Origin of the sequence: Brevirhabdus pacifica, from assembly GCF_002797755.1 — a bacterium.
Lineage (GTDB): Bacteria > Pseudomonadota > Alphaproteobacteria > Rhodobacterales > Rhodobacteraceae > Brevirhabdus > Brevirhabdus pacifica.
On the sequence record NZ_PGFI01000012.1, the window covers coordinates 455,173 to 479,204 of the forward strand.

At 67.3% G+C, this 24,032-nt stretch carries 21 protein-coding genes and 1 pseudogene; 11 read left to right on the forward strand and 11 right to left on the reverse strand.

The annotated features are described in order from the left end of the window. Positions 1 to 3: 3 nt before the first annotated feature. Entirely contained in the window at positions 4 to 408 is a 405-nt protein-coding gene (gene mce, locus CLV77_RS11640) for a methylmalonyl-CoA epimerase (RefSeq protein ID WP_076980419.1), read from the reverse strand. Between the two features lie 328 nt (positions 409 to 736). Between mce and CLV77_RS11645 the strand changes: the two genes are divergently transcribed. Then, complete coding sequence (locus tag CLV77_RS11645; RefSeq protein WP_233128098.1) at positions 737 to 1,651, forward strand: response regulator transcription factor; 915 nt, start codon at positions 737 to 739, stop codon at positions 1,649 to 1,651. A gap of 200 nt (positions 1,652 to 1,851) precedes the next feature. On the opposite strand, the gene CLV77_RS11650 is transcribed toward CLV77_RS11645, so the two are convergent. The 3 genes from CLV77_RS11650 to CLV77_RS11660 all read right to left on the reverse strand — a co-directional run bounded on the left by CLV77_RS11650 (position 1,852) and on the right by CLV77_RS11660 (position 5,278). Continuing rightward, positions 1,852 to 2,580, reverse strand: coding sequence for a GNAT family N-acetyltransferase (locus CLV77_RS11650; protein ID WP_076980417.1), 729 nt, complete (start codon positions 2,578 to 2,580; stop codon positions 1,852 to 1,854). An 89-nt stretch (positions 2,581 to 2,669) separates the two neighbouring features. Then, complete coding sequence (locus CLV77_RS11655; protein WP_076980416.1) at positions 2,670 to 3,890, reverse strand: DUF1501 domain-containing protein; 1,221 nt, start codon at positions 3,888 to 3,890, stop codon at positions 2,670 to 2,672. Positions 3,891 to 3,907: 17 nt separating this feature from the next. Continuing rightward, on the reverse strand, positions 3,908 to 5,278 hold the full coding sequence (locus CLV77_RS11660) for a DUF1800 domain-containing protein (RefSeq protein WP_076980415.1): 1,371 nt from the start codon (positions 5,276 to 5,278) through the stop codon (positions 3,908 to 3,910). A gap of 180 nt (positions 5,279 to 5,458) precedes the next feature. Here CLV77_RS11660 and CLV77_RS11665 point away from each other — a divergent pair, with 180 nt between their 5' ends. Then, positions 5,459 to 5,935, forward strand: a complete 477-nt coding sequence (locus tag CLV77_RS11665) for a hemerythrin domain-containing protein (protein WP_076980414.1) — start codon at positions 5,459 to 5,461, stop codon at positions 5,933 to 5,935. An 89-nt stretch (positions 5,936 to 6,024) separates the two neighbouring features. Here CLV77_RS11665 and aspS read toward each other — a convergent pair whose 3' ends face one another. Beyond that, a complete protein-coding gene (aspS, locus tag CLV77_RS11670) occupies positions 6,025 to 7,803 on the reverse strand; it encodes an aspartate--tRNA ligase (protein ID WP_076980413.1) in 1,779 nt (592 codons plus the stop codon). Positions 7,804 to 8,202: 399 nt separating this feature from the next. Here aspS and CLV77_RS11675 point away from each other — a divergent pair, with 399 nt between their 5' ends. Both CLV77_RS11675 and carB read left to right on the forward strand, forming a co-directional pair. Continuing rightward, positions 8,203 to 9,435, forward strand: coding sequence for an SAM-dependent methyltransferase (locus CLV77_RS11675; protein ID WP_076980412.1), 1,233 nt, complete (start codon positions 8,203 to 8,205; stop codon positions 9,433 to 9,435). Between the two features lie 245 nt (positions 9,436 to 9,680). After that, a complete protein-coding gene (gene carB / locus CLV77_RS11680) occupies positions 9,681 to 12,908 on the forward strand; it encodes a carbamoyl-phosphate synthase large subunit (protein WP_076981151.1) in 3,228 nt (1,075 codons plus the stop codon). Positions 12,909 to 13,217: 309 nt separating this feature from the next. On the opposite strand, the gene CLV77_RS11685 is transcribed toward carB, so the two are convergent. From CLV77_RS11685 to CLV77_RS16755, 5 genes and pseudogenes are all read right to left on the reverse strand, one after another. Beyond that, positions 13,218 to 13,673 carry a phage regulatory CII family protein gene (locus CLV77_RS11685; protein WP_076980411.1) on the reverse strand — a complete coding sequence of 152 codons (456 nt, stop codon included), beginning with the start codon at positions 13,671 to 13,673 and terminating at the stop codon, positions 13,218 to 13,220. A gap of 334 nt (positions 13,674 to 14,007) precedes the next feature. After that, a complete protein-coding gene (locus CLV77_RS11690; RefSeq protein ID WP_076980410.1) occupies positions 14,008 to 14,373 on the reverse strand; it encodes a tRNA-binding protein in 366 nt (121 codons plus the stop codon). Further along, positions 14,366 to 15,196 carry a pyrroline-5-carboxylate reductase gene (gene proC, locus CLV77_RS11695; RefSeq protein WP_076980409.1) on the reverse strand — a complete coding sequence of 277 codons (831 nt, stop codon included), beginning with the start codon at positions 15,194 to 15,196 and terminating at the stop codon, positions 14,366 to 14,368. Before proC ends, CLV77_RS11690 begins: the two co-directional genes overlap by 8 nt. Before the next feature lie 39 nt (positions 15,197 to 15,235). After that, positions 15,236 to 15,739, reverse strand: coding sequence for a type III secretion system chaperone family protein (locus CLV77_RS11700; protein ID WP_076980408.1), 504 nt, complete (start codon positions 15,737 to 15,739; stop codon positions 15,236 to 15,238). Between the two features lie 394 nt (positions 15,740 to 16,133). Further along, a pseudogene (locus CLV77_RS16755) lies at positions 16,134 to 16,373 on the reverse strand (accessory factor UbiK family protein); the annotation flags it as partial. A 128-nt stretch (positions 16,374 to 16,501) separates the two neighbouring features. Between CLV77_RS16755 and lgt the strand changes: the two are divergent. The 5 genes from lgt to trhA all read left to right on the forward strand — a co-directional run bounded on the left by lgt (position 16,502) and on the right by trhA (position 20,721). Further along, the gene (gene lgt / locus CLV77_RS11710; RefSeq protein WP_076980407.1) at positions 16,502 to 17,404 is read left to right on the forward strand and encodes a prolipoprotein diacylglyceryl transferase; all 903 of its coding nucleotides are present in this window, start codon (positions 16,502 to 16,504) and stop codon (positions 17,402 to 17,404) included. Positions 17,405 to 17,411: 7 nt separating this feature from the next. After that, positions 17,412 to 18,554 (forward strand): class I SAM-dependent methyltransferase, encoded by a 1,143-nt coding sequence (locus CLV77_RS11715; protein WP_076980406.1) that lies wholly within the window; start codon positions 17,412 to 17,414, stop codon positions 18,552 to 18,554. Further along, entirely contained in the window at positions 18,551 to 19,309 is a 759-nt protein-coding gene (gene pgeF / locus CLV77_RS11720; protein ID WP_076980405.1) for a peptidoglycan editing factor PgeF, read from the forward strand. Before CLV77_RS11715 ends, pgeF begins: the two co-directional genes overlap by 4 nt. Positions 19,310 to 19,605: 296 nt before the next feature. Then, complete coding sequence (locus CLV77_RS16390; RefSeq protein WP_157802054.1) at positions 19,606 to 19,743, forward strand: hypothetical protein; 138 nt, start codon at positions 19,606 to 19,608, stop codon at positions 19,741 to 19,743. Between the two features lie 333 nt (positions 19,744 to 20,076). After that, positions 20,077 to 20,721 (forward strand): PAQR family membrane homeostasis protein TrhA, encoded by a 645-nt coding sequence (gene trhA, locus CLV77_RS11725; protein ID WP_076980404.1) that lies wholly within the window; start codon positions 20,077 to 20,079, stop codon positions 20,719 to 20,721. Here the strand turns inward: trhA and CLV77_RS11730 are convergent. Continuing rightward, complete coding sequence (locus CLV77_RS11730) at positions 20,687 to 21,493, reverse strand: hydroxypyruvate isomerase family protein (RefSeq protein WP_076980403.1); 807 nt, start codon at positions 21,491 to 21,493, stop codon at positions 20,687 to 20,689. The two genes, trhA and CLV77_RS11730, sit on opposite strands and share 35 nt — an antisense overlap. 180 nt (positions 21,494 to 21,673) lie before the next feature. On the opposite strand from CLV77_RS11730, the gene CLV77_RS11735 reads away from it, so the two are divergent. After that, positions 21,674 to 22,729 carry an alpha/beta fold hydrolase gene (locus tag CLV77_RS11735; protein ID WP_076980402.1) on the forward strand — a complete coding sequence of 352 codons (1,056 nt, stop codon included), beginning with the start codon at positions 21,674 to 21,676 and terminating at the stop codon, positions 22,727 to 22,729. Between the two features lie 123 nt (positions 22,730 to 22,852). Beyond that, positions 22,853 to 23,896, forward strand: a complete 1,044-nt coding sequence (locus tag CLV77_RS11740) for a class I SAM-dependent methyltransferase (protein WP_076980401.1) — start codon at positions 22,853 to 22,855, stop codon at positions 23,894 to 23,896. The last annotated feature ends 136 nt before the right edge of the window (positions 23,897 to 24,032 follow it).

Below are 24,032 nucleotides of genomic sequence, written 5' to 3' on the forward strand. Positions count from 1 at the left end.
GGCTCAGACCTCCTCAAGTTCGACAAGCGTGCCGTTGAAATCCTTGGGATGCAGGAACAGCACCGGCTTGCCATGGGCGCCGATCTTCGGCTCGCCCGAACCCAGCACCCGCGCCCCGCTTTCCGTCAGCCGGGCGGCGGCCGCACGGATATCCTCGACCTCGTAGCAGATGTGGTGGATGCCACCGGCAGGGTTCTTTTCCAGAAAGCCCGCGATGGGGCTGCCCTCGCCCAGCGGATGCAGAAGCTCGATCTTGGTGTTGGGAAGGGTGATGAAGACCACCGTCACGCCGTGATCGGGCTCGGCCTGGGGCGGGCCGACCTCGGCCCCAAGAACGCCGCGATACTGCGCCGCCGCGGCCTCAAGGTCCGGGACGGCGATGGCGACGTGGTTGAGACGTCCGATCATGCCAGAACTCCTTTTCGCAATGCCCGAGTTATGTTCGCCGCCGCGCCCGGGCGCAAGGGGCGCATCCGCGCACGCCTGCACGAGCCGTGGCGTCACCGCCCCCTTCCCGAGGCCCCGCGGCGCGTTCGAGCATTCACCGGATGGTAAGCCGACTCGGTTCTGATCGGGACTTGGCAATGGGATAACGGGGGCAGACATGACGGCGAAGGTCATTGAATGGACGGGTCCGGCGAAGGGCACGTATGGAGCGGCTGGAGACGGGCACACGCCGGAACGCTCGGGGGAATGCCCGGGTGACAAAGCGGTTGGTGCCGACGGGGAGCGTTTGGTGCGCCCCGCTCCGCACCCGCCGGGGGCCCTGCCCCACAGCGTCACGATCCTTCTGGTCGAAGACAGCCGCTGCGCCTCGGACGCGATCCGCCGGCTTTGCCAGGCCAGCGGCATACGGGTCAGGCGCGCCGATTGCCTGAAATCCGCACGGCGGCATCTCGCGACATACCGGCCGGCGCTGGTCATCGTGGACATCGGCCTGCCCGACGGATCCGGCCTCGACCTGGTGGCAGAGCTGCGCCAGCAGCCCACCTGCCCCGCCATCATCGCCACCAGCGGCGACGACACCCGCATGAAGGAGGCGCTGATCGGCGGCGCGGATGGCTTCGTGGCCAAGCCCTTCGGCTCCCTCGCCGCCTTCCAGCGGATCCTGCGCAACAGCCTGCCACCCGAAAGCGCCGCCGCCTGCCGCTTCACCGCGCTGGAGCGGGGTGATCCGATCGTCGAAAGCATCTCCGCGCGGCATGGCACGTATCCTGCAACCGGACGAGCGCCAGGCACGGCACCTGCCGCCCTTCCCGACGCGGCATCTCGGACAAGCGGCCGGATCCCCGGAACCGCGCAGACCACGCGCCAAGCAACGGCAGACCGGGGCGTTTCGGTTGTCAAAGTCGCACCGGTCACGGGGCCTGCGCCGACCGACCGGCCTGTGCCCTCCGCCAGCGCCCACTGCGGCCAAGCACCCGATCAGCTGACGTTTCGTGACGATCTTCGTCAGGCCAGGCGGCTCATCCACCGGCCCGGAGAGGCCCATCTTCCCTACGTGGCGCAATTCGTCGGCGGGCTGGCCCTCATCAGCGCCGACGCGGAGCTGGGCCGCGCCGCCCGCGATCTCGCGCGGGCCGGCCGGTCCAGCCTTCCCGCCCTTGAGCAGGCCATCCACGAGCGATTGGAGAAACCCCCTCTGATCTAGCGGATGAAGGCCCCGCGCACCTGGCCGCGCAGTAAGGAGTAAGGTGCCGTGCCTCCCAAGGGGCCTACGGGCCACAGTCTTGTCGCCGAAGATGCCGACCGTGGGGCATCGCATGAGGGACCTTCGAGGTAGGGCGTCCTTCGGCCCGCCGAGGGCCAGTCAGGCGGCAAGTCAGGCACCCCCCCCCGCGCCGACCGGTCCTATCGCGCCAGGTCGCGCAGCATCGGATCGGAGGAGACACGGACCAGGGAGGTCAGGTTGCCCAGGCGCTCACGCTGGCGGCCCGTCGCACCAAAGTTGGCGGGCTCCAGCCAGGCGCGAAAGGCCTCTTCCAGCGCCGACCAGTCCTTGTCGATCGCCGCGAACCAGGCCGTGTCCCGGTTGCGCCCGCGCACGACATTGGCCTGGCGAAACGTGCCCTCGTAGCTTAGGCCCAGCCGCTCGGCGGCACGGCGCGAGGCGAGGTTGGTGGCGTCGCATTTCCATTCCAGCCGGCGGTAGCCGGCGCCGAAGGCCCAGCGCATCATCAGGTAGAAGACCTCGGTCGCCGCCGCCGTCTGCCGCAACTCCGGGGAAAACGCGACGTGGCCGATCTCCAGGCTGCCGCTCTCGGGCTTGATGCGCAGAAAGCTTGCCACGCCGGTGCAACGCCCCTCGGCCAGGTCGCGCACCGCGTAGAACAGCGGGTCCTCTCCGGATGCGAACTCCCGCACCCAGCGGTGGTAGCCCGCGGCCGAGGCGAAGGGCCCATAGGGCAGGTAATCCCACATGGCAGTATCGCGGGAGAAGGCGCGGTGCAGCTCGGCCGCGTGGCGGTCGGCGTCCATCGGCTCCAGCCGGACCAGTCGCCCCTCGAGCGGCTCGCGCCGCGGCGCGGGCGGCGCGTTCCAGCGCGGCAGCGCCTCGTCCAGTCGTCGATCTTCCTGCATCCCGCCCCCGTTCCGTCGTGGCGCATCCTCGTGGCGTGGGCGAATCCTTACCCGCGCATGTCGCCATGGCAAGAACCGATCCCGCCCGTTCAGGCAAGAATTCCCGGATCCGCGCCCAGTTCCAGCCCCGGAAAGATCACGTCCTCGACCGCGCCACGGTCAAGCCCGTAAAGCCCCCGCAGCGCCCAGCCCGCGTAGGCGCGCACGTCCCGCGTCGGCCGCAGGTCGCGGCGATCCAGCAAGGCGCTTTCGCCCAGGCCGGGCCACTCGCCGTGAACCCGCGCCCCCGAGAGGGCACCGCCGGCCATCACCAGAACGCCGCCCGTGCCGTGATCCGTGCCGCCCGATCCGTTCTCGACCACGGTGCGCCCGAACTCGGTCATGGCCAGCACGGTGGTCCGCCCCCAGACGGGGCCGAGACGGTCGCGCAGGGCCAGGATCGCGGCGTTCAGCCGCTTGGCAGCATTGCGCAGCCCGCGCCCCTGGTTCTGGTGGGTGTCCCAGCCGTTGATCGAGAAGGCGGCGATGCGCGTGTCCTCCAGCAGCCGGTCGGCGGCAAAGCTGGCCAGGGCATCGGGGGCCTCCTCGCGGCGGGCGGCGGCGGCCATCTCGCCCAGTGCCATCGCGCCGCCGGCATAGCCCCCGTCCAAGGAACCCATATCGAGCCCCTCGGCCAGGGCCATCGCCTCGGCGGCGGCCTCGCGGAAGAGGGGATCGTCGTGATAGACCTCCTCCAACAGGCGCTGGCTGCGGGGCGACAGGTTCAGCCGGGTGGCGGGCGACCAGCTGGGCACCGACAGGTCACCGTCAAGGATCCGCATGTTGGCGCGCCCCACCGCGAAGGCGGTCTGGGCCGACAGGCCCGGCGTCACCTGCAGCATCCGGTTCAGCCAGCCCTGGCGGGCCAGGGCACCGCCCACGTCGGGCCCGGTCCCGGCCTCGAGAAGGTCCTGGCCGTCGAAATGGCTACGCCGCTGGCGATAGGGGGTCGAAACCGCGTGGGCAAAGGCCAGCTCTCCCTTGCGCCAGAGCGGCATCAAGGGCGCGAAGGACCCGTTCAGCGCGAAGAACCCGTCAAGATCCTCGGCCCCCGCATCGGGCCCCGCCAGCAGGTTCGGGCGGTAACGCGAAAGCCGCGCATCGCCATAGGGTTGCACCATGTCGGTCCCGTCCAGCCCGCCGCGCAGCACGATCACCACCAGGCGGTTGTCGGTCGGGGCACTGGCCAGGGTGACGCTGGTCAGGAAGGGATGCGCCGCCGCCGAACAGCCAAGCAGCGCGCCCGATTTCAGAAAACTGCGTCTGTCCATCTGCCTCTCCTTGCCGCTCATCGCCGGTTGAACGCCGGAGAGGCCAGCACCAGGCCGACCCCTTCCCAGCGTGTCTCGGCCGCCGAGACGGCGAAGCGCAGCCGCCCGTCCGCCGCGTCCGCCAGGGCCGTCTCGAGGAAAAGCCGCGGGTCCGGCAGGTCGCGATGGACCTCGGAGGGCACGGCCATCGCCCACTGGATCCGGGCGGCCATTGCCTGGGGGGTGATCCAGGCCTCGTCCTCCTCGGGCCAGCCGTTGGGGGCGGAGGGCTGCTGGAAGGGCTGGCCCATCACCGACAGGGGCCCGAAGATGCTGCGCTGCCGGTCCTTGCGCTTCATCCGGTGCAGCGCCTCCTCCTCGGGATCGAGGGCGCGATAGGCGGCGACGATAAATTCCAGCGGGCGGCGGGCCTTGGTGCCCAGCGGCTCCCACGCGGCGGGGTGGTCCAGCATGGCGGCGGTCATGGCGCGCAGGTCGTCACCCCCTGCCAGATAGGCCCCGGCCATCGCCTCGATCAGGTCGTCCGGCGGGGCGGGCCCCAGGAAATGCACCGCCAGCTTCCGCGCCAGGTGCCGGGCCGTGGCGGGATGGCGGGCCAGCATCTCGAGGGCTGCGTGAATATCCTCGATCGCCGGCCGCTTACCGCCAAACCGCTGACCCAGAACGGTCTTCGTCCCCGGCTCTGCGATGTTGCGGCGATAGGTGAAACCGCGGCCAAGGTCGGCGTATAGACCCGTCAGCAACAGCGCCATCTGCTTGACGTCTTGCTGGTCATAGGGGCCGCCCACGCCAAGGGTGTGCAGCTCCAGCATCTCGCGGGCGAGGTTCTCGTTGACGCCCCTGCCCTTCTTCAGGCCGACCGGAGAATTCGGGCCGAAGGACCGGCTTTGGTCCAGGTATTCCAGCATCATCGGATGGGTTACGACGGCCCGCAGCATGGCGCCGAACCGGCCGGCGACATGGGGGCGGATCGCATCCTCGACATAGTTCGTGACCGCGCCGCGCAGGGCACGCGGGCGGGCGCGCACGGTGAAATGATCGGCCCAGAACCAGGTCAGCCGCTCGCGCAGCGGCGCGGGTGAGTGGATACCGCGGGACAGGAAATTCATCGCGTCGCGGGCGGTGCCGGCATCCATCTCCTTGCCGGCGGCCTTCAGCCGCGCCTTGACCTCGGCATTGCTGCGATCCGATTTCATCTGCCGTCGCAGGGTCTGGAAGGCGTCGGCCGTGACGCGCCGGGCCTCGAAGGACTGCATGGGAAAGCGGCGGGCGGCCTCGTCGGGGGCGTCCAACCCCGCCATCAGCGCGGCGGCGTCGGCGGGCGCGGGATAACGCGGTGACAGGCCGGTCCCGAAGCGGATGGCGCTGATCGTCGCTTTGGCGGTCATCTTGCGCACTCCGTCTGGATGGGCGTCGGCGACAGGGGCCCGGCCGGAACAGTTTAGCACCCGCCGGGACCCAAGGCACGGGCGAAGACGCGGCCCGGGCGGCCTTGGCGGATGGAACCGGCGGAACATTGCGACCTCACGCGGCGTTGATCGCACGAACAGCCCCCGGGGAGATTACAGATGCCGAACATTTACGAGGCCATCATGGCCGACCACGAAGAACACCGCGCCCTGCTGGAGCGCATCGCAGCCACCAGCGGCGACAGCGAGGAGCGGCGCGAGGCTTGGGAAAGCTTCTATTACGACGTCAAATCCCACGCCGCCGCCGAGGAAGAGACCTTCTATTCCAAGCTGATCTCGAAGACCTGGGGCCAGGACGCCGCCCGCCACTCGGTGCACGAGCATCAGCAGCTGGACGATCTGCTGGAAGAGCTGAACGAGATGGACATGTCCCAGGGCGCATGGCTTGAGAAGTTCAAGAAGCTGCGCGAGGAATACGAGCATCACATCGACGAGGAAGAGGACGAGGTCTTCAGCCGCGCCAAGGAAGTGATCGACGCCTCCGAGATCGAGGGCTACGGCCGCCGGTTCCTGTCCCGCAAGGACGAGGAGCGCAAGCTGGTCGACAAGAAGGTCGCCGACAGCCTCGAGGACTGAGTTTCATTACGACGCTCACGGAAAGTAAAACGCCGGCCTGTTGAGGGCCGGCGTTTGCACATTCATTGGTGTAAATTCGATGGACGGGATCAATCCTCGGCGGGGATGACCCGCAGGCGCAATTCGCGTAGCTGCTCGTTGGTGGGCTCCGAGGGAGCCTCCATCATCAGGTCCTCGGCGCGCTGGTTCATCGGGAACATGATGACCTCGCGGATGTTGGCCTCGTCGGCCAGCAGCATCACGATCCGGTCGATGCCGGCCGCGCAACCGCCGTGGGGCGGTGCGCCGTAGCGGAACGCCTTGACCATGCCGCCGAAGCGCTTGTCGACCTCTTCGGGGCCATAGCCCGCCAGCTCGAACGCCTTGTACATGATGTCCAGCTTGTGGTTCCGGATCGCGCCCGAGATCAGCTCGTAGCCGTTGCAGGCAAGGTCATACTGGTAGCCAAGGACCTCCAGCGGATCGCCCTGCAGCGCCTCCAGCCCGCCCTGGGGCATCGAGAAGGGGTTGTGCGAGAAGTCGATCGCGCCGGTCTCCTCGTCCTTCTCGTACATCGGGAAGTCGACGATCCAGGCGAATGCAAAGCGGTCGGTGTCGGTGAGCCCAAGCTCGTTGCCGATCTCGGTGCGGGCCTTGCCGGCGACGGTCTCGAAGGCCGACGGCTTGCCGCCAAGGAAGAAGGCCGCGTCGCCCACGCCCAGGTCAAGTTGCTGGCGGATGGCCTCGGTCCGCTCGGGGCCGATGTTCTTGGCGAGGGGGCCGGCGGCCTCCATCTGGCCGTCGGTCTCGCGCCAGAAGATGTAGCCCATGCCGGGCAGACCCTCTTTCTGGGCGAAGGCGTTCATGCGGTCGCAGAACTTGCGGCTGCCGCCCTTGGGGGCGGGGATGGCGCGGATCTGGGTGCCGTCCTGTTCCAGCAGTTTGGCGAAGATGGCAAAGCCCGAGCCGCGGAAATGCTCGGACACGTCCTGCATCTTGATCGGGTTGCGCAGGTCGGGCTTGTCGGTGCCATACCACATGGCCGCGTCGCGATAGCTGATCTGCTCCCACGTGGTGTCGACTTTGCGGCCGCCGCCGAATTCCTCGAAGATGCCCTGCACCACGGGCTGGATCGTGTCGAACACGTCCTGCTGGGTGACGAACGACATCTCCATGTCGAGCTGGTAGAAATCGGTGGGCGAACGGTCGGCGCGCGGATCTTCATCGCGGAAACAGGGGGCGATCTGGAAATACTTGTCGAAGCCCGAGACCATGATCAGCTGTTTGAACTGCTGCGGTGCCTGGGGCAGCGCGTAGAACTTGCCGGGATGCAGGCGCGAGGGCACCAGAAAGTCGCGCGCGCCCTCGGGAGAGGACGCGGTGATGATCGGCGTCTGATACTCGCGGAAATCCGCACCCCACATCCGCTTGCGGATCGAGGCCACCACGTCCGAGCGCAGGGTCATGTTGCGCTGAAGCTTCTCGCGGCGCAGGTCCAGGAAGCGATAGCGCAGACGCGTCTCTTCGGGGTATTCCTGATCGCCGAAGACCATCAGCGGCAGTTCCGCAGCCTCGCCCAGAACCTCGATGTCGCGTACGAAGACCTCGACCTCGCCGGTGGGGATCTTGGGGTTCACCAGCTCGGGGTCGCGGGCCTTCACGGTGCCGTCGATGCGGATGCACCATTCGCTGCGCACCTTCTCGACATCGGCGAAAACGGGGCTGTCGGGGTCGGCCAGCACCTGGGTCACGCCGTAATGGTCACGCAGGTCGATGAACAGGATGCCGCCGTGGTCGCGCACCCGGTGGACCCAGCCCGACAGGCGGACGGTATCGCCGACGTTGGATTTGTCGAGATCGGCGCAGGTATGGGTGCGGAAAGCGTGCATTTCGGTTCCTCGGGCGGGCGTCTTGGACGGATTTCGGTCAGGTATCGTGCGGATAACTGGTTTGCGCCGATACATACCGCAAGCGCCCGGAAGTCAAGGGATGCAGCGGTGCCGTGCCGTCGCGGCGGCCGGATCGGCCCCTTGGAGGTGGCCCGGGCGCGCGCATCCCCCGAGGGAGGCTCGGGCAGCCGAAGATTCCAGCGCGGGAACCCGCCACCCAGCCCCGATCGCGGCTGCCACCAGGCGATCATGGCAAACCCGGTTCTCCAAACTGTGAAACGGGGTAAATCTTTACAAGTGGTTTATACCGTCCCAGAATATCCCTGTTTTACGCAAATACGCGGTCGCATTCCGCCGCGCGGGTCCAGATTTCGGACCTCATGAGAATGGAAGGTTGCCATGTGGATCAGCCTGCTTGACCAGATGCTCGGACGCCTGTTCCGCCAGGGACGGCTTCGGGTCGTATTCCCCGACGGGCAAGAACGAAGCTACGGCACCGGCCCGCAGAAGCCGATGGTCGTTCGCCTGAACGATCCCGCCCTGCCCCGTCGGCTTGTCCTCAACCCCGATCTCGCCTTGGGCGAGGCCTACATGGACCAGACCCTGACCATAGACGGTGACGACCTGGAGGGCTTTCTTGCGCTTCTGATCGCCAACCGCTCGGCCGGGGGGCGCAGCTGGATCCTGGACGCCAACCTCAAGGCGCAAAAGGCGATGCGTCGCATCCGGCAGCGCAACACCGCGCGTAGCGCCCAGTCAAACGTCGCCCATCACTACGATCTGTCGGGGCGCCTCTACGAGTTGTTCCTCGACGAGGACCGGCAATATTCCTGTGCCTATTTCCGCCATCCAGACGACACGCTGGAAGAGGCCCAGGCCCAGAAGAAGGCCCATATCGCCGCCAAGCTGCTGCTGCGCCCGGGAATGCGGGTGCTGGACATCGGCTGTGGTTGGGGCGGCATGGCGCTGACGCTGGCGCGCGATTATGGGGTCCGGGTTGTCGGCCTGACCCTCAGCGAGGAACAGCTTGGCGTGGCCCGCCGCCGCGCCGAGGAGGCGGGCCTTGCCGAGCAGATCGAATTCCGGCTGCAGGATTACCGCGCGGTCGCCGAACGGTTCGACCGCGTGGTCTCGGTCGGCATGTTCGAACATGTGGGCGTGCCCCACTACCGCGACTATTTCCGCAAGGTTCAGCAATTGCTGGTGCCCGATGGAATCGCCTTGATCCACACGATCGGGCGCGGCACGCCGCCGGGGGCCACCAGCCCCTGGATCGCCAAGTACATCTTTCCTGGCGGTTACGTTCCGGCCATGTCGGAGGTGCTTGAAGCGATCGAGAAGGAGGACCTGGTGACCACGGATGTCGAGGTCTGGCGCATGCATTACGCCGAAACCCTGCGCCACTGGCGGATGCGCTTCGACGAGAATGTCGAGCAGATCCGCGCGCTTTACGACGAGCGGTTCGTGCGCATGTTCCGGTATTACATGCTGGCGTCCGAGATGACCTTCCGCCATGCGCGACAGTCGGTGTTCCAGTTCCAGCTGAGCCCCAGCATGAACGCCGTGCCGCTGACCCGAGACTACCTATACGGCGGCGGCGAGGACCAGGCGATGACCCGCGCCGCCGAATAGGCGGGCACGCGGCAAGGCGACCGGCCGGGAATCGCACCAAGGGCGGCGCACCCGCCCTGCGGGGGCCTTGCGCCCCTTTCCTCGCCCCTGTGCTGCCAGCCGACCGGCGGTTTCTGCCGCCAACCGCCGCCCGGGGCAGAAACCGGCCTTGCAACACGGGGCCGTCCCTCTATAACCGCGTCAATTTGGAACATGACACACTGGCCCGGTTCGTCCGGGCAAGCCGCTTCGGGGAAACTGCCGCCATGCCGAAAAGAACCGACATCAAAACCATCATGATCATCGGCGCAGGGCCTATCGTCATCGGACAGGCCTGCGAGTTCGACTATTCCGGTGCACAGGCTTGCAAGGCCCTGCGCGAGGAAGGCTATCGCGTGGTTCTGGTCAACTCGAACCCCGCCACGATCATGACCGACCCGGACATGGCCGATGCCACCTACATCGAGCCCATCACCCCCGAGATCGTCGCCCGCATCATCGAGAAGGAACGTCCCGACGCGCTGCTGCCCACGATGGGCGGACAGACCGGGCTGAATACCTCGCTGGCGCTGGCCGACATGGGCGTGCTTGAGAAATTCGGCGTCGAGCTGATCGGCGCCAACCGCGAGGCCATCGAGATGGCCGAGGACCGCAAGCTGTTCCGCGAGGCGATGGACCGCATCGGTCTGGAGAACCCCAAGGCCACCATCGCCAACAACATGCAGGAATGCATGGACGCCATCGAATACGTCGGCCTGCCGGCGATCATCCGCCCCGCCTTCACCCTTGGCGGTACCGGCGGCGGCGTGGCCTACAACCGCGACGACTACGAACATTACTGCAAGACCGGCCTCGACGCTTCGCCGGTCAACCAGATCCTGATCGACGAATCCCTGCTGGGCTGGAAAGAGTTCGAGATGGAGGTCGTGCGCGACCGCAACGACAACGCCATCATCGTCTGCGCCATCGAGAATGTGGACCCGATGGGCGTGCACACGGGCGATTCGATCACCGTGGCCCCCGCGCTGACCCTGACCGACAAGGAATACCAGATCATGCGCAACGGCTCGCTGGCCGTGCTGCGCGAGATCGGCGTCGAGACCGGCGGCTCGAACGTGCAATGGGCCGTGAACCCCGAAGACGGCCGCATGGTCGTGATCGAGATGAACCCGCGGGTCTCGCGCTCGTCGGCGCTGGCCTCCAAGGCCACGGGCTTCCCCATCGCCAAGATCGCCGCCAAGCTCGCCGTCGGCTATACGCTGGACGAGCTGGACAACGACATCACCAAGGTGACGCCCGCCAGCTTCGAGCCGACCATCGACTATGTGGTCACCAAGATCCCGCGCTTCGCCTTCGAGAAGTTCCCCGGCGCCCAGAACAACCTGACCACGGCGATGAAGTCGGTGGGCGAGGCGATGGCCATCGGCCGCACCATCCACGAGTCGCTGCAAAAGGCGCTGGCCTCGATGGAGACCGGCCTGACCGGCTTTGACGAGATCGACATCCCCGGCGCCCCCGACATGGCCGCCATCACCAAGGCGCTCAGCGCCCAGACCCCGGACCGCATCCGGGTGATCGCCCAGGCCATGCGCCACGGGCTGGACAATGACGCCATTCAGGCCGCGACCTCGTTCGATCCGTGGTTTCTGGCCCGCATCCGCGAGATCGTCGAGGCCGAGGCCGCCATCCGTCGCGATGGCCTGCCCCTGACCGAAGACGGTTTGCGCAAGCTCAAAATGATGGGCTTCACCGACGCGCGTCTGGCCAAGCTGACCGGCCGCGACGAGGGCACCGTGCGCCGCGCCCGCCGCAACCTTGGCGTCAACGCCGTCTTCAAACGGATCGACACCTGCGCCGCCGAGTTCGAGGCCCAGACCCCCTACATGTATTCCACCTACGAAGCCGACGCGATGGGCGACGTGGAATGCGAATCGCGCCCCAGCGACCGCAAGAAGGTGGTCATCCTTGGCGGCGGCCCCAACCGGATCGGTCAGGGGATCGAGTTCGACTATTGCTGCTGCCACGCCTGTTTCTCGCTGACCGATGCCGGTTACGAGACGATCATGGTTAACTGCAACCCCGAGACGGTCTCGACCGACTACGACACCTCGGACCGGCTTTATTTCGAACCGCTGACCTTCGAGCATGTGATGGAGATCCTGCGGGTCGAGATGTCCAACGGCACCCTGCACGGCGTGATCGTCCAGTTCGGCGGCCAGACGCCCCTGAAGCTGGCCAACGCTTTGGAGGCCGAGGGCATCCCGATCCTTGGCACCTCGCCCGACGCCATCGACCTTGCCGAGGACCGCGAGCGGTTTCAGGCACTTGTCCAGCGCCTTGGCCTGAAGCAGCCCCATAACGGCATCGCCTCGACCGACGCCCAAGCGATGATGATCGCGCAGGAAATCGGCTTCCCGCTGGTGATCCGCCCTTCCTACGTGCTGGGCGGCCGGGCGATGGAGATCGTCCGCGACATGCCCCAGCTGGAGCGCTACATCGCCGAGGCCGTGGTGGTCTCGGGCGACAGCCCCGTGCTGCTGGACAGCTACCTGTCCGGCGCGGTCGAGATCGACGTGGACGCCATCTGCGACGGCACAGACGTGCATGTCGCCGGCATCATGCAGCATATCGAAGAGGCCGGCGTGCACTCGGGCGACAGCGCCTGTTCGCTGCCCCCCTACTCGCTGCCCCAGTCGATCATCGACGAGCTGCACGTCCAGACCCGCGCGCTGGCGCTGGCCCTTGGCGTGGTCGGCCTGATGAACATCCAGTTCGCGGTCAAGGATGGCGAAATCTACCTGATCGAGGTCAACCCCCGCGCCTCGCGCACCGTGCCCTTCGTCGCCAAGGCCGTCGGCAGCCCCATCGCCTCGATCGCGGCACGGGTCATGGCCGGCGAGAAGCTTTCGGCCTTCGACCTGAAAGACCCGCAGATCGAAGGATTCGCGGTCAAGGAAGCCGTCCTGCCCTTCGCCCGCTTCCCGGGCGTCGACACGCTGCTTGGGCCCGAGATGCGCTCGACCGGCGAGGTCATGGGCTATGACGCCAGCTTCGCGCGCGCCTTCCTCAAGGCGCAGCTGGGTGCCGGCACCGTCCTGCCCCAGTCGGGCCGGGTCTTCCTGTCGATCAAGGACGCCGACAAGACGCCCGAGCTGGTCGAGACCGCCAAGATCCTGCGCGAGCTGGGCTTCGAGATCGTCGCGACCCGCGGCACGGCCGAGTTCCTGACCACCAACAAGGTGGAATCGACCGTGGTGAACAAGGTCTACGAGGGCCGTCCGAACATCGTCGACATGATGAAGGACGGCGGGATCGCCCTGGTGATGAACACCACCGAGGGCGCCCAGGCAGTCGAGGACTCGCGTTCGATGCGCGCGGTCGCGCTTTACGACAAGATCCCCTACTTCACCACCGCCGCGGCCTCCCATGCCGCTGCGCTGGCGATGCGCTCGGCACGCGAGGGCGAGATCGGCGTGCAGGCCCTCCAGGGCTGAACCACCCGCCATCGGGGAAATGATCGGGGGCTGCTGCGGCGGCCCCCTTTTCTTTGGGCGATGTCACGGGACAGGCGCCGGCGCTGTGGCCCTGCTGCGTCATGTTTCGGCAGAGGGGTCGTCGGCGCACGGGAAGGCGGGGTTCGGCTTGCAGGGCCCGGGACGACAGGCCACCCTTGGACCGAACCAACGGGGGACGAAAGATGCGCGTTTTACTGATGCTGAGCCTGCCACTGCTTCTGTCGGCCTGTGGCGTGCCGCTGGTGCCCTTCATCTGAAGGGCGCTGCCGTCATCGTGACGGCGGCCGATCAGCCGATGGTCTCGTCCTCGAGATGCAGGCGCATCTCCAGCAGGACCTGCTGGATCTCGTTGGTCTCGCGCAGCAGACGCTTGGCCTCATTGGCCGAGATCACCCCGTCCTCGATCGCGACGTTGTATTCCCCCATCAGCGAGGCAAAGCGCTGGGACAGCGCCACCACGTCCGCGTTGACCCCGCCCGAGCGGGGCTCGCGGGTGCCACCATACTGAATGGTCACGCCCCGCAGGTCGGCAAGGGCGGCGGTGACATGGGGAAAGCGGGCGGCCTCTTCCAGGGCGGCGACCGTGTCGATCGGCATGAACCGGTCTTCATGCTCGGGGCTGGTGGAATAATAGCGTCCCAGGGTGGCCTTGGACTTGCCGGCCAGCGCGCAGGCGGCTTCGAAACCCACGTCCTTGACGAGAGCCTCCGTGTGTTTCTTCAAATACCCACCTGCCGTACCCATAGGAGCCTGATAATCCTTTGACATGGCTAAAGGAAGCGAAATTTCGCCTTCCGCCCGCCTGCGACGGATTTCGCGGTTGTCAAAAGGCCGGTAATCGGCTGGGGGGAAAACCGGAACCGCTTTCCCATTACGATTTGTTAACTATGCGCTCATCATGATGGACATTCCTTGGGGATTTTGGTGCCGGGGAATGTGACGAGTGGCCGATTATTTCGTCGGTTTAGTGTGGGGGGTGCCGTAGTTCCCGCGCCTTGGGAAATATCGCCGAAATTGAGACGGCTTCCTCTGCGGCAGCCCCCTTTTCGCCTTCGCCTCGTATTTTCAAGCGCTCGAGTCAGTACAGCCTGCCGCCGATAGGCACGTCGTGGTCCGGTGCGACCAGCACGACCTCGCCATCGGCGTCGGGCACGCCCAGGACCAGCACTTCGGACATGAACTTGCCGATCTGGCGCGGGGCGAAATTGACCACCGCCATGACCCGCCGCCCGACCAGTTCGTCGGGCGTGTAATGGGCGGTGATCTGGGCCGAGCTTCTGCGCTCGCCCAGTTCGGAACCCAGATCGACCCACAGCTTGATGGCGGGCTTGCGCGCCTCCGGGAAGGGTTCGGCGCGCGTGATGCGGCCGACCCGGATGTCGATCTTCAGGAAATCGTCGAAGGTGGCTATTTGCGCCGCTTCCGTGCCGTCCACCTCACTCATCGGTCCGGCCCAACTCGCGGCTGCGGTCGGCCGAGGCCGCCACCGCCTTGCGCATCAACGGCCCCAACCCGGTCTGGGGATCCATCAACACCTTGAGCGCCTCGTAGGTGGTGCCATTGGGAGAGGTCACGTTCTCGCGCAGGGTGCCGGGGCCTTCGGGGGACGCCTCGGCCAGCGCGCCGGCGCCCGCAACGGTCGCCTTGGCAAGATGCAGCGACATCTCGGGCGTCAGGCCCTGGGCCTCGCCGGCGGCGGCCAGCGCCTCGATCATGTTGAAGACATAGGCCGGCCCCGACCCGGACAGCCCGACGACCGCGTCCATCTGCGATTCGGAGTCGAGGAGCACGGTCTGGCCCACCGCCTGCAACAGCGCGTCGGCCAGGTCCAGCTGGGCCGGCGTGCTCGGGCCATTGCCGATGATCGCGGTGATGCCGCGTCCGACGGCGGCGGGAGTGTTGGGCATGGCGCGCACAATCGGGGCATTCTCGCCCAGCACGGCCTCGTAGCCGGCAAAGGAGATGCCGGCGGCCACGGTCACGAACAGGGTCCGACCGTCGGCCAGCCGACGCAGCCCCGGAAGGGCGTCGGTCATCATCTGCGGCTTGACCGCGATCAGCGCGATCGCGGCATCCTCGGGCAGATCGGCGTTGAGGTGCAGCCCCTCCTCGGCCAAAGCGCGCAGCCGGGCCGAGGGGTTCGGATCGATCACATGCACCGAGGACGGCGGCAGGCCCTGTTTCAGCCATCCTTCGAGAAGGGCCGATCCCATCCGGCCACACCCCAGCAGGACAAGGCCCCGCGCCGCGACTTCGCTCATGTTCATTGCGTCTTCCCTGATTGGTCCGATGATTGGACCCGCAGGTTAGGCGCGGCCGTAGGCCTCTGCAATGGCGACCTGAAGCGCATCGTCGGGCGCCTCGTTGCCCCAGCAGACCAGCTGGAAGGCGGGGTAGAAACGCTCGGCGCTGCGCACGGCGGCGTTGAGAAGCCGGTCGATCTGCTCGGGTGTGACCATGGCCTCGCCGTCCAGCAGAAGGCCGTAGCGATAGACCATCAGCTTCTGCTCGGCCCAGTAGGTGAAGGCGCCGGCCCAGCACATGTCGTTGGTCTGGTTGAGCGTGTGATAGAGATCGGGAAGCTTGTCGGTCGGCGGCTCCATCTCGAAGGTGCAGATCAGGCGCAGGGTCGCGTCATAAGCGGACCAGGCCAAGGTGATTGAGTAGGTCCGCCACTGCCCCTCGATCGCCATGGCGATCTGGTCGTCGCCGACCCGGTCGAATTCCCATTCGTGGTGCTCGGCCAGGGATTCGACCATGTCGATGGGGTGAAGGTCTTCGGCTTGAAGGTACTGCTCGGAAAGTGCCATGCGCTGCCCCTTTCATTGTCGCCCGCTGGCGCGCTGCCACCAGACGCTGGGTTCCGACCTGGGAATTAGGTACAACCGCCCAACTCCATACCAGATATGGTGTTCCCAAATACGAAACGAGTAAAGCTCTAATTCCCGCTTATCCCCAGAAAGCTGCCGGCTTGGGGATATCGCCCGGGGCCTGTTGACAAAAAAACAGACGCCGCCCGAAAAGGCGGCGCCTGTGGAAAAGACGGATTTATCCGGCACGCCCCGTGGGGCGGCAGGTTCAGGCCTTGGTGCCGTCGGGATCGGCCTTGGGCGCGGTCTTCTTCGTGGCCCCCGCCTTCGCAGGCTTGGCCGGCTTGGCGCCGGAGCTGGGGCCGGTCTTGGCGGATTTCGTCGCGGCGCCGGGCTTGCCGTCTTCCAGCGCGTCCAGCCGTGCCTTCAGGGCGGCATTCTCCTCGCGTGCTTTCTGGGCCATGGCCCGCACGGCGTCGAACTCGTCCCGGGTAACGAAATCCCGGTCCGCCAGCCAACGGTCGATCATGCCCTTTACGGCGGTCTCGGCCTCTCCCCGTGCGCCCTGGGCCACGCCCATGGCATTGGTCATCAGTTGCGAGATATCGTCGAAAATCTTGTTGCGCGTCTGCATCGTGGCTCTCCGGGTTGCTTTGCCCTATATGGGCCGCCACACACGCCCCATCAAGTCCGGGAGAGCGCGGTTGACTTCATCCGGCGCGCAAAGGACAGAGGATCGGACCCCGAAAGGCACCAGACCCCATGATCGCGACCCTTCCCTTCCCGAACATCGACCCCGAGATCTTCGCCATCGACATCGGCGGCTTTCACCTGGCACTGCGCTGGTACGCGCTGGCCTATATCACGGGGATCATCCTGGGCTGGCGGCTTGCGAATTCCTACCTGAAGAAACCGGGCCTCTGGGCCAACAACACCCCTGCCATGACCTCCGAGCAGCTTGAATCGCTGCTGACCTGGGTGATCCTGGGGATCATCCTGGGCGGGCGACTGGGCTTCGTGCTGTTCTACCAGCCGGCCTATTACATGCAGAACCCCGGCGAGATCCTGGCCGTCTGGGAGGGGGGGATGTCCTTCCACGGCGGTATGCTGGGTGTCATCGTGGCGCTGCTGCTCTTTGCCTGGGCGAACGGGCTGCGCATCCTGTCGGTGGCCGACGTGCTGGCGATCGCGACGCCCCCCGGCATCCTGCTGGGGCGGCTGGCGAATTTCATCAACGCCGAGCTTTGGGGCCGCCCGACCGATCTGCCCTGGGGCGTGGTCTTTCCCGGCCAGGCCGCCCAGAACTGCCCCGGCGTCGAGGGGGTCTGCGCGCGCCACCCCTCCCAGCTTTACGAGGCGGGGATGGAAGGGATCCTGCTGGGCCTTGCGCTGGTGGTTCTGGCGTCCTCGGGGGCGCTTCGTCGTCCGGGGCTTCTGACGGGCGTGTTCCTGACAGGCTATGCCGTCGCGCGTTTCCTGGTGGAATTCGTCCGGCAGGCCGACGCCCAGTTCATCACCCCCGACAACCCGCTGGGTCGCGTCGTGCAGATCGGCGCCGGCGGGCTGAGCATGGGTCAGCTTCTGTCGCTGCCGATGCTGGCCTTCGGCCTGTGGCTGATCTTCCGCGCCATCCGACGCGACCGGACGGCCCAGCCCGGGGCCTGACACGCCGATGACCCCGCTTGCCCGACAGCTTGTCCGCCGCATCGCCCATGACGGGCCCATCGGGCTGGACAGTTACATGCGCGACTGCCTGCTCCACCCCGAGCATGGCTATTACACCACCGCCGAGCCCTTCGGCGCGGAAGGCGATTTCACCACCGCGCCCGAGATAACCCAGATGTTCGGTGAACTGCTGGGCCTGTGGCTGGCACAGTGCTGGCTGGACCAGGGCGCACCCAATCCGTTCTACTTGGCCGAGCTGGGGCCCGGCCGTGGCACGCTGATGGCCGACGCCCTGCGCGCGGGCCGGGGCGTGCCCGGCTTTCTCGCCGCCGCCCGTCCCGTCCTGGTCGAGGCCAGCCCCCGCCTGATCGCCCGGCAGCGCGCCACCCTCGAGGGGCTGGACCTGCCGAAACCGCCCCGCTGGATCGACCGGGTCGAGGACCTTCCCGAGGGGCCGCTTTTCCTGCTGGCGAACGAATTTTTCGACGCCCTGCCCATCCGCCAGTTCCAGCGCCACGCCGACGGCTGGCAGGAGCGGGTCGTGGGCCTTGCCGAGGCCGCGGGCGGCGCCGAGGGGACGGAGGGGCCATCCCTGACCCTCGGCCTCACGCCCCCTGCCCGGCTGGGAGAGCTGGCCCATCGCCTGGCCGACACCGGCCCCGGCGACGTGGTCGAGATCCGGCCCGCCGCCAACGCCATCCTCGCCACCATCGCCGGGCGCATCGCCGCAGATGGGGGCGCCGCGTTGATCGTGGATTACGGCGACTGGCAGTCGCTGGGCGACACGTTCCAGGCCGTGGCCGGCCACGTGCCGGTCGACCCTCTCGCCGCCCCGGGCCAGGCCGATCTGACCGCGCATGTGGATTTCGCCCGTCTGGCCGAGGCCGCCCAGGCCGCCGGCGCCCGCGCCACCCGCATGACGACCCAGGGCGCCTTTCTCGAAGCCCTGGGCATCGGCGCCCGGGCCGAGCGGCTGGCCCGTACCCTGGCCGCCCGCCCCCCCGATGGCGGGGCCGCCGGCAATCCCGCGCTTGAGGCCCATCTGCGTGCATATCGCCGCTTGACCCACCCCGACGAAATGGGGAGCCTCTTCAAGACGATTGCCATTCATCCCATTGAAACATCCGCCCCCCCTGGATTCGGTTCATGACGCTTCACATACTGACGAACGACCTTCTGATGCCCCTTGCCCACGGGTTTTTCACCCGCAGAGGCGGGGCCTCGACCGGCATCTACGCCGAGCTGAACGGCGGCGCCGGATCCTCGGATCAGGCCCATGTGGTCTCGCTCAACCGCGCGCGCGTGGCCGAGGCGCTGGACCTCGCGCCCGCCTCGCTGTTCTCGGTGCACCAGTATCACTCGGCCGAGGTCTTCGTGCTGGACGGGGAGCCCCCCGCCGAGAAGCCGCGCGCCGATGCCATCGTCACCCGCCAGCCGGGCTATGCGCTGACCATCCTGACCGCCGACTGCCAGCCCGTGCTTTTCGCCGACCACGAGGCCCAGGTGATCGGCGCGGCCCACGCCGGCTGGCAAGGCGCGCTTGGCGGCGTGCTTGAGGCGACCATCGACAGGATGGTCGAACTGGGCGCGCAGCGCGAGCGTATCGTCGCGGCCATCGGCCCCTCCATCAGCCAGAAGAACTACGAGGTCGGGCCCGACTTCATGGAGCGTTTCCTGGACGACGACCCCGAGAACCAGAGGTTCTTTGCCCAGGGCAAGGGCGACCGGGTGCAATTCGACCTGCCGGGCTACGGGTTGCACCGCCTGCGCAGCGCCGGGATCCGCGACGCCGAGTGGATCCGCCACTGCACCTACGAGGATCCGGGCGCCTTCTATTCCTACCGCCGTTCGGTCCACCTGAACGAGGCCGATTACGGCCGGCTGATGTCCTCGATCAGGCTCTGAGCAGGGGCACCGGAGCGGCGCCTTGCCGCCCCATTCCCGCCGAAATTGGCACGACAAACGGGGTTCGGTCGGGCCAATATCCGGCATTTAGCACGTGATTTCAGACCCTTGGCTGAAGGGTCGCGCCCAAGGCCACTGCCTGCCCTGCCCTGTCCAAAAAAGGGCGCCTGCGCGATTTTTTCCCGATCCCCGCCTTCGCGCCGCCTCAAACCGGGGGCAGTCTGAAGGTCAGCAATCAGTGACATCCAACGGACCCGACCCGGGCCACCCGCTGGACCATTACGAGGATCAGACCAATGAAAAAAGAACGCAGATGGTTGAAGCGGGTGATCAAGGAAGCCGAAGAGTTGACAGTCCCCATGCCCTGGGCATCCGGACGCCGGGAAACCCTTTCCGTGGCGCCGATCCAGGTTCTTGCCACACGCTGCGCATGACGAGTCGGGCCGTGGCCTGACCCTCCAACGCCACGAAGCCAAGGCCTTTCCACGGGGCCGAACCCAGGCTTTCCCGGGCGGAAACGCGAGCAGACCCACACGACGGGGCAGCGACAGCCCCGGTCGGCCGGAAACGCCAGGTGCACGGTGTTTCCGGCCTTTCCTTTTCCCCGACCCCACAGGCCTCTAGGCGCCCGGCTGGTGATCCGCAGACTGCCCGCCACCGGCGCGGACCCGGCGCGGACCCGGCCCTGCCGCAGCGTCAGCCTGTGAATGATGCCCGCCCGGGTCCATATCTGGACAATCGCCGCAACTGCCCGGGCCCGACGCCAGATGTATCCCAGCACCACCCTCGCCGAACGCCGCGCCGACGGCCTGGTCCACGCCGTGGGCCTGACCTTTGCCCTGGTCGGCGGCGGCGTCCTGATCGTTCTGGCGGCAAGCCGCCTCGACCCGCTGCTGATCCTTGCCTGCGGCATCTATGCGGCGACGCTGGCCCTCTCCTTCGGGGCCTCGGCCTGCTATCACATGCTGCCTTGGCACCGGGCACGCCCCGGGCTGCGTCGGCTTGACCACGCGGCGATCTACGGTCTGATCGCGGGCACCTTCACGCCGCTGCTGATCCATATCGGCACCGGCTGGTCCCACGCCGTGCTGGCGGCGACCTGGGCGCTGGCGCTGCCGGCGATGCTTTACAAGATCTTCGGCACCAGCATCGACACCCGCTGGTCGGTGCTGTCCTACCTGGGCCTGGGATGGATGGGGATGCTGGCGCTGCCACAGCTTGCCTCGCATCTGTCGGCCACGGCGCTTGGCGCGCTGGTTGCCGGGGGGCTGACCTATTCGCTGGGCACGATCTTCTACGCTCGGCGCAGTATGCGCTTTCGCTACGCGATCTGGCACGGTTTTGTGCTGGTGGGCACGGCGGCGCTTTTCGTGGCGGTCACGCTGACCCTGCTGCCCGCCCCCCCGGCCTGACACGCCCGCCCGCCCGCAGACGGCGCAGCCAATCAAGCGAGGCGTCGGTGCCCGCCTCGGGGCGATACTCGGCCCCCAGCGGTGCGGTGTGGCCCATCTCTGCCACCGCGCGGAACACCTCGTCATAGTCCAGCTCGCCATGATCGGGCGCGCCCCGATCGGGGACCGAGGCGAATTGGATATGCCCGACATGGGGCAGCGCCCGGCGCAGGCGCGCCACCGCGTCGCCCTCTGTCCGCTCCACGTGGTAGAAATCGAACATCAGCCGAAGGTTGGGCCGCTTCAGCCCCTCGATGACGCCGATCACCTGCTCAAGGCTTGATAGGAAATAGCCCGGTGCGTCGTGTCTGTTCAGCGCCTCGATCAGGATCGAGATCCCGTGGGGCGCCGCGCTGTCGCAGGCATGGCGCAGGTTCTCGGCAAAGACCGCCCCGGCGTCCGCCCCCTCCGCCCGGCCGGCCATGACGTGGATGCAGGGCGTCCCGATCGCGCGGGCATAGGCGATGGCCTCGTCGATCGCGGCACGGGCCTCGGCCTCGCGCCCGGGAAGGGCCGTCAGCCCGAACTCGCCCGCGTCGACATCGCCCCGCCGGGTATTCAGGCTGAGCATGCGCAACCCGGTCTCCTCCAGCGCGGCCTGCACATCGGCCACCGGCACCGCGTAGGGCCAATGGCATTCTACCGCATCGAACCCGGCGGCCCCGGCCGCGCGGATGGCGTCCGGCAAGGACAGCTCGGTCCAGAGAAATCCAAGATTGGCCGAGAACCTCATCCATCCACTCCGCTGTTGTTGCTGCGCGCACCCGGCGCGGGCCTGTCAGGATGCCGGGGATGGGGCGCCGCCGCAACCGACTTCACGTGGCGCCGGCGAGCCTTGCCACCCGTATGCAACCAAGGGCTGTGCCCCTCACGCCATCTATGTGGATCGCCGGGATTGGAGTATGCTCCGGGAATGGCATTGCACCAGGAAACCTCTTTCTGTGCGTCCGAGGATGGAACCCGCATCGCCATGTCGAGCTGCGGTTCCGGGCCGGTCCTTTTGCGGGCCGCCCATTGGCTGAGCCACATCGCCCACGACCTTGAAAGCCCCATCTGGCGCCCCTGGATCAAGGCCCTGTCACGCCACCACCGCTATGTCCGATACGATCCCCGCGGCTGCGGCCTGTCCGAGCGTCACTGCGCCGACCTGAGCTTCGACGCATGGTGCAAGGACCTCGACGCGGTCGTGGCGTCGATCCCCGAAGAACGCTTCGCACTTCTGGGCGTTTCCCAGGGCGGCGCGCTGGCGGTGCGCTACGCCGCGCTGCACCCCGAGAGGGTCTCCCACCTGGTGCTGTTCAACGCCTATGCCGAGGGCGGCCGAACCCGTGCCCGAAACGAGGCCGAGCTGCTCGAGGCCGAGACCCTCGTCAACTTCATCCGCGTGGGCTGGGGCCGCGACAATCCCGCGTTCTCCCAGTTCTTCACCCAGCTCTTCATTCCTGGCGGCACCCCCGAGCAGCATCGCTGGTGGGCCGACCTGGAGAAATTGACCGCGACGCCCGAGGTGGCGGCGGAATCGCTGGCGCATATGCAAAGGATCGATGTCGTCGATTTCTGCGCCCAGGTGCGCGTGCCCACGCTGGTCCTGGCGTGCCGCTGCGACGCGCGCGTCCCGTTCGAGCAGGGAGCCCTGCTGGCAACACGCATTCCCGGCGCCCGCTTCGTGGCCCTGGACAGCGACAACCACGTCCTGCTGCCCGAAGAGCCCGCATGGGAGGAGTTTCACCGCGAACTGTCGCTCTTTCTCGGGGATGCCGCGCCGGATCCGCGCGTGGCGGATGAGGCCGGCCTGACAGGCGCCGAGGCCGCGGTCTACCGCCTGCTGGCCGAGGGGTTCGACAACCGCTCCATCGCTGCCCGCCTGGGCAAGAGCGAGAAAACCGTGCGCAACCAGCTGTCGGTGATCTTCTCCAAGCTGGGCGTCACCAGCCGGGCGCAGGCGATCGTTCGCGCGCTGGGCCACTGACCCCTTGGGACATTGGCCCCATGAGCCGGGCCGCGCCGACGGGACGGGTGCCTCATGCGCCGCCCTCGCGGCGGGTCCATGCTTTCCCCGCGCAGCACGGAGCTGCGATAGGAGGATGGTTCAATGGCACTTGATGAAAATACCCTCAACGCCTTCGTCGGCCGCGTGCTGGGCGATCTTGGCGGCGCCGTCAGCGTTCCGCTGGTCCGTATCGGCGACGCCCTCGGCCTTTACACCGCGCTCGACAAGCTGGGCCCGTCGACGCCCGAGGAACTGGCGTCGGAAACCGACTGTCACCCCCGTTACATCCGCGAATGGCTGTCCGCCCAGACGGCCTCCGGCTATATCACCCACGAGGACGGGCGCTTCTCGCTGTCGCCTGAACAGGCCTTCGTCTTCGCCTCGCCGGACAGCCCGGCCAACCTGATCGGCGCCTTCGACACCGCCGCCGCGATGGTCGAGAACCAGCCCAAGGTGCAGGCCGCCTTCAAAAGCGGCAAGGGCGTCGCATGGGGCGACCAGGCCGGATGTCTCTTCTGCTCGGTCGCGCGCATGTTCCGACCGGGCTATGTCAACGCCCTGGTGCAGGACTGGCTTCCCTCGCTGGACGGGGTGGTCGATCTGCTGAACGAGGGCGCCAGCGTCGCCGACATCGGCTGCGGCCACGGGGTTTCGACCATCGTCATGGCCCAGGCCTTCCCGAAATCGACCTTCGTCGGCTTCGATTTCCACCCCGGATCGATCGGCGCGGCCAGGGCCCACGCGGCGGCCCATGGCGTCGACAACGTCCGCTTCGAGGTGGGCCGCGCCCAGGACTTCCCCGGGACCTATGATTTCGTGACCTGCTTTGACTGCCTGCACGACATGGGTGATCCCGTGGCCGCCGCCGCCCACATCCGCAAGGCGCTTAAATCGGGGGGCCGGTGGATGATCGTCGAGCCCAACGCCGGCGACACGCTCGAGGACAACGTCAACCCGGTCGGGCGGCTCTTCTACTCGGCCTCAACCATGATCTGCGTGCCCACGTCCCTGGCCCAGGAAACCGGCGCCGCCCTGGGCGCCCAGGCAGGCGAGGGCAGGATCGCCAAGGTCATCAAGGCCGGCGGCTTCGCCTCGCTCCGGCGCGCGACGGAAACGCCGCTCAATATGGTCCTCGAAGCCAGCTGAACCGGCAGGGCACCCTCGGCCCGTGCTCATGCCCATGCCCACGAAAAAGGCCATCGGAAGATCCCGGTGGCCTTGAGCCGTTATTAAGCAAACAATTAAACTGCGCTGCCCCCAATCCAATCACTGTGTCATCACG